Here is a 5,258-nt window from a genome sequence, read left to right on the forward strand (position 1 = left end):
TACCAATCGGCGCGCTCGGGTCAATTTGAATTTCGATGTGCAGATTATTGTGTTTAAGAAGAATGCATGAAGGGGAACTTGCATCACCTTGATAGCCAATAAACTGGTCGCTATCAATGAGAGTGACTTCTTCACCGTTATCCAGTGTCGCTATCAACTTATTGCCGATGCTAGCGTTACTGATGCTGTATTTGGTGACGTCTTTATGAGAGACACCGTTTAATGGCGCTGCGTCATCAAGAAACTCACGAGCATAAGTCACGACTTTAGCACCACGCACAGGGTTAAAGCTTCCGCCCTTTTCTGCGCCGTCACTTTCGCTGATCACATCGGTGCCGTAGAGCGCATCATATAGGCTGCCCCAACGCGCATTGGCTGCGTTAAGTGCAAAGCGGGCGTTCATGATTGGAACCACAAGCTGCGGCCCTGCTTGTGTTGCGATCTCAGGCTCTACGCTCGCTGTCGTCACTTGAAAGTCATCGCCTTCAGAAACCAAATAGCCGATCTGCTGTAAGAACTGTTTGTACTCAATAGGATCTAGCGTTTGCCCAGCGCGCTCTTGGTGCCAAACGTCAATTTGATGTTGAAGATCGTCACGCTTGATAAGCAATGCGCGGTTCTTTGGAGCCAGATCTTCAAGGATGGTTGCAAATGATTGCCAAAAGTTTTCAGCGACAATGCCTGTTCCAGGAATCACCTGCTCATTAATTAATTGGTAGAGGGTGCTATCAATGTTCAAGCTTCCCTGTTGAATGCGACTGCTCATAAACTCTCTCTCAAACTAACTGATGGCTACTCAATAAATTTTCGTGTCTAGCTCAAATTTACGTTACTAGCTTAAATTTACTTTACTGACTTAAACTTACTTAACGGACATGAATTTAGCTAATTTATGCCCGTTATATTGGATATTCATATAAAAAATACCCCACAAACTGTGTTATTCCGTCACACCACTTTCGATTTCATTGGCGACACTTTTAATCAAGCGACGCATCCACTGGTGGTCTGGATTGGTTTGCAATAATGGACTCCACGCCATTTTCACTTCAAACGGTTCAATCGCAAATGGCGCGGGTTTGATCAACAGCCTTGGATTATTTCGCTGCAATTGCGCGGCTTTGGTTGGAATGGTCAGGATCAGATTCTTCTGTTGAGCGAAGAGAATGGCTGATAGGTAATGTCGAGTAAACACCGTAATATTGCGTGTTTTTCCGATACGAATAAGTGCTTCATCTATCCAACCGAGCTTTTGTGCTTCACTTGGATTTATCCCCACCCCCGTTCCCATACCTGTCTTACTTACCCAGATATGTTGCGCCTTTAAATAGGACAAAATATCGAAGTTGTCGGCTATCGGGTTGTCACAACTAAATAGACAAGAAAACCCGTCGTGCCAAAGGCTCATCTGGTGAAACGACTGAGGAATATCGTCAAATCGGTTGATAATTATATCAACAGTACCTTGCTCTACATCCTGATAACTCACGTCACTTGGCGTCATGATATCCAGTCGTATTTTCGGTGCGATTTCACTTAACCTTTTCAGAAGAGGTTGAATAATGGTCGATTCTGCATAGTCACTCGCCATGATACGAAATACGCGTTCACTGTCTTCTGCATTAAACTCTGCGGTCGGCTGCAGTGTCTTTTCTACATTTGCCAGGATGTTTCGAATCAGTGGCTGCAACTTATGTGCGCGTTCGGTTGGTATCATCCCTTCACTGGTTCTCACTAATAGCGGGTCCTCAAATAGATCACGCAATCGGCGAAGGCCATTACTCATGGCTGGCTGAGTAATACCCAATTGATTTGCTGCTCGTGTAACGTTTCTTTCACGTAGCAACATGTCTAAATACACAAGTAAATTAAGGTCTATACGAGCAATATTCATAAGAAAAATACCGAATATAATAACTATAAATTAACAAAATTATCACATGCGTGGTTATTCTTTGTCCATAGCAAAGTTTTAATCCAAGCCAATTTGGCAACCATACCCCACGTGAAACTAAGGAATAGTTATGTCGCAAATTACACAAGATATCGAAATGATAGAAGTTGCAAAAAGCGCTGCAGGTGCTCCATGGGATGCAATTAATGCTGAATCTGCTGCTCGTATGCGAGCTCAAAACAAATTCAAAACAGGTCTGGATATCGCGCAATACACGGCAGATATCATGCGTGCGGATATGGAGGCTTACGACAAAGACAGCTCTCAATACACTCAGTCTTTAGGTTGCTGGCACGGTTTTATTGGTCAACAAAAGCTGATTTCTATTAAGAAGCACTTTGATGGCAAGACAGATCGCCGCTACCTATACCTTTCTGGTTGGATGGTCGCTGCACTTCGCTCAGACTTTGGTCCACTTCCAGACCAATCAATGCATGAGAAAACGTCAGTTGCTGGCCTAGTAGAAGAACTATACACATTTCTGCGCCAAGCTGATGCTCGTGAACTGGGTGGTTTATTCCGTGAATTGGATGCCGCTCGTGAAGCGGGTGATGTGGACCTACAAAACCGTATCCAAGACAAAATCGACAACCATGTGACACACGTAGTGCCAATCATTGCCGATATCGATGCTGGTTTCGGTAACGCAGAAGCAACGTACCTAATGGCTAAACAGATGATTGAAGCGGGTGCTTGTTGTCTACAAATTGAAAACCAAGTAGCGGATGAGAAGCAATGTGGTCACCAAGACGGCAAAGTTACAGTTCCACACGCTGACTTCCACGCGAAACTTCGTGCGCTTCGTTACGCTTTCCTTGAACTAGGCATCGACAACGGCATCATTGTTGCTCGTACCGATTCACAAGGTGCTGGACTAACAAAAGAAATCGCAGTGGTGAAAGAGCCGGGCGACCAAGGTGACATCTACAACTCATACCTAGATGTTGAAGAGATTGATGTTGCTGATATGGCTGAAGGCGATGTTTGCTTCAACCGCGACGGCAAGCTAGTTCGACCTAAGCGTCTGCCTTCAGGCTTATACCAATTCCGCGAAGGTACGGGCGAAGATCGCTGTGTATTCGACTGTATCGAAGCCATCAACGCAGGTGCTGACTTACTTTGGATTGAGACTGAGAAACCACACATCGGTCAAATCAAAGAGATGATGGATGGCGTACGTGAAGTACACCCTAATGCGAAACTGGTTTACAACAACTCGCCATCATTCAACTGGACGCTAAACTTCCGTCAGCAAGCTTACGATGCGATGGTAGCAGAAGGTAAAGATGTTTCAGCTTACGACCGTGCAAACCTGATGAGTGCGGAATACGACGAAACAGAATTGTCTGCAAGTGCGGACGATAAGATTCGCACATTCCAAGCGGATGCATCTCGTGAAGCGGGTATCTTCCACCACTTGATTACTCTACCGACTTACCACACTGCAGCGCTGTCTACTGACAACCTTGCAAAAGAATACTTCGGTGACCAAGGCATGCTGGGCTATGTTGCAAATGTTCAGCGCAAAGAGATACGCCAAGGCATCGCTTGTGTTAAACACCAAAACATGTCTGGTTCAGACATCGGTGATGATCACAAAGAATACTTCGCGGGTGAGAATGCACTAAAAGCCGCGGGTGAAGCGAATACGTCTAATCAATTTGATTAACCGCTAGCACTTTTGATTAATCGCTAACGCTAAAGCCTCCTCCGCTATTGTTTCTTACTTGATTAAGGAACCGGGGGAAGGCTTTGAGATAAAGCTACGACTGCCAGCTTTATCTCAAAGCCTAAGAATTGTGTTCTACACCACGGTCAGCTAAGCAACATCTGTTTAAGCTAACTGTATTCATGTTTGTTGAGATTCATGTTTGTTGATATTCCTTTTGATTGAGAGTGCCTATGACTTCAATACCGAAACACCTACAAGATGCAAAAACGCTGCTATCAGAAAATGGATTCGCAACGGGTGATACATGGTATCACGGCACATCTTCAGCCTTGCTTGCTTCTATCCAAGGCCAAGGACTGAAACGCTCAGGAGACAAAGCACTCAATGAAGCCGCTTTGAAAACCATGGCTACGATTGGTAATAACTACACAGAATCCGTCGAACCTGTGTTCCTTACTCAGAGTAAAGAGTTGGCGTATTACTGGGCACAACAAACCGTTCGTGAGCGTAGTGTTCGTTTCGAAGGGGAAGAACAGCCTATCGTATTCGCGGTAAACCTGTCTGAAAAGCAACGTGCCAAAGTAAGACCGGACGTAGGCGCAATGAGCCTGTTGATGATGAGTGTTGGTGAACAATTCATGTCTCACCTCACTGAAATTTATCAAGCCAACCACATTGTAGGCCCCGACATCGAGCTTCGCACAGCTGATCGTATGGACTACTTGAACAAACTGGGGATGGCTTACATTGACGAAGACATCAGCCGAGCTTGTGTACAAGAGCTATCTGAACCTGAGCTGGCTATCTAGCTCTACTTAGCTGGCTCAACCTAGCTGGCTCAATTTAATTAGCTCGATTTCACAGCTAAGTGAGCTCTTGATAGAACTGATCCAAGAGTGTTTGGACGTAGTCTGCGATTTCTTGGTTTTGGCAATGCTCAAAGAAGCATTGTTGGAAACGCTCGCTGCCAACCGCTGTTTTCACTAGATCTTGGTCGATAGCTCTCAGAGAATCAATAAAGTTATCTTTTACCACCGCCGCTTTCACTTCATTCAAAATTGCTGCATTACGTTGCTGTGGTTCTGCACGTTCTAGTGGATACCCATTACCACGCTCGCCTGTGAACGCTTTTTCAAAGATATAACGAATGTTGAGTTCACCTGCCCAGCCAAAGCCCTTGGCAAAAGCGAGAGCAATAGCATTACCGTTGTTGATTTGGTTAAACAAGAATGCATCTGATGGTTCTAAACAGTAACCACAAACCACACCTGGATGCAGATTCAGTGACATCAAAGCACCTTGCCCTGTTCCACATCCCGTCACAACAAAGTCCACAGCCTTTGAGTTGATCAGAATACTGGCCATGATACCTAAGTGGATATACGTTAAGTGGTGATCATTCTCGTCGGTCATACCTAAGTTGAAAACATCGTGACCAATGCCACCCGCCACTGACTCTAGCTCAGCTGCAACCATGGCATTTTTACCTGCCTGACTGTTTTCCATCATTAAAGCGATTTTCATTTATCTTCTCCTGCAAGATTGCTGCAAACTCAAAATTTAGAATAAAAAACCAACTAGCGTGCTAACCAACCACCGTCAACAGCAATGGTATAGCCATTAATGTAATCC

The 5,258-nt window shown here is 44.9% G+C and carries 4 protein-coding genes and 1 pseudogene; 2 read left to right on the forward strand and 3 right to left on the reverse strand.

Annotated features, from left to right (window positions below; translation table 11 throughout):
- A pseudogene (locus tag ACP45E_RS14530) lies at positions 1 to 766 on the reverse strand (malate synthase G); the annotation flags it as partial.
- Between the two features lie 174 nt (positions 767 to 940).
- Positions 941 to 1,894, reverse strand: coding sequence for a LysR family transcriptional regulator (locus tag ACP45E_RS14535; RefSeq protein ID WP_017033103.1), 954 nt, complete (start codon positions 1,892 to 1,894; stop codon positions 941 to 943).
- 130 nt (positions 1,895 to 2,024) lie between these two features.
- Between ACP45E_RS14535 and ACP45E_RS14540 the strand changes: the two genes are divergently transcribed.
- Both ACP45E_RS14540 and ACP45E_RS14545 read left to right on the forward strand, forming a co-directional pair.
- Positions 2,025 to 3,623: an isocitrate lyase gene (locus ACP45E_RS14540; protein ID WP_017038821.1), complete on the forward strand. Its 1,599-nt coding sequence runs from the start codon at positions 2,025 to 2,027 to the stop codon at positions 3,621 to 3,623.
- Positions 3,624 to 3,856: 233 nt separating this feature from the next.
- The gene (locus ACP45E_RS14545) at positions 3,857 to 4,435 is read left to right on the forward strand and encodes a hypothetical protein (protein ID WP_017038822.1); all 579 of its coding nucleotides are present in this window, start codon (positions 3,857 to 3,859) and stop codon (positions 4,433 to 4,435) included.
- 55 nt (positions 4,436 to 4,490) lie between these two features.
- Here ACP45E_RS14545 and ACP45E_RS14550 read toward each other — a convergent pair whose 3' ends face one another.
- The gene (locus ACP45E_RS14550; protein WP_017038823.1) at positions 4,491 to 5,150 is read right to left on the reverse strand and encodes an RpiB/LacA/LacB family sugar-phosphate isomerase; all 660 of its coding nucleotides are present in this window, start codon (positions 5,148 to 5,150) and stop codon (positions 4,491 to 4,493) included.
- Positions 5,151 to 5,258: the final 108 nt, after the last annotated feature.

This window comes from Vibrio genomosp. F10 str. 9ZD137, assembly GCF_049974785.1.
Taxonomy (GTDB): domain Bacteria; phylum Pseudomonadota; class Gammaproteobacteria; order Enterobacterales; family Vibrionaceae; genus Vibrio.

Excerpts from the sequence above, each read along its gene's own strand:
- ACP45E_RS14535 (WP_017033103.1), bottom strand. The coding sequence starts at position 1,894 with ATGAATATTGCTCGTATAGACCTTAATTTACTTGTGTATTTAGACATG.
- ACP45E_RS14540 (WP_017038821.1), top strand. The coding sequence starts at position 2,025 with ATGTCGCAAATTACACAAGATATCGAAATGATAGAAGTTGCAAAAAGC.
- ACP45E_RS14545 (WP_017038822.1), top strand. The coding sequence starts at position 3,857 with ATGACTTCAATACCGAAACACCTACAAGATGCAAAAACGCTGCTATCA.
- ACP45E_RS14550 (WP_017038823.1), bottom strand. The coding sequence starts at position 5,150 with ATGAAAATCGCTTTAATGATGGAAAACAGTCAGGCAGGTAAAAATGCC.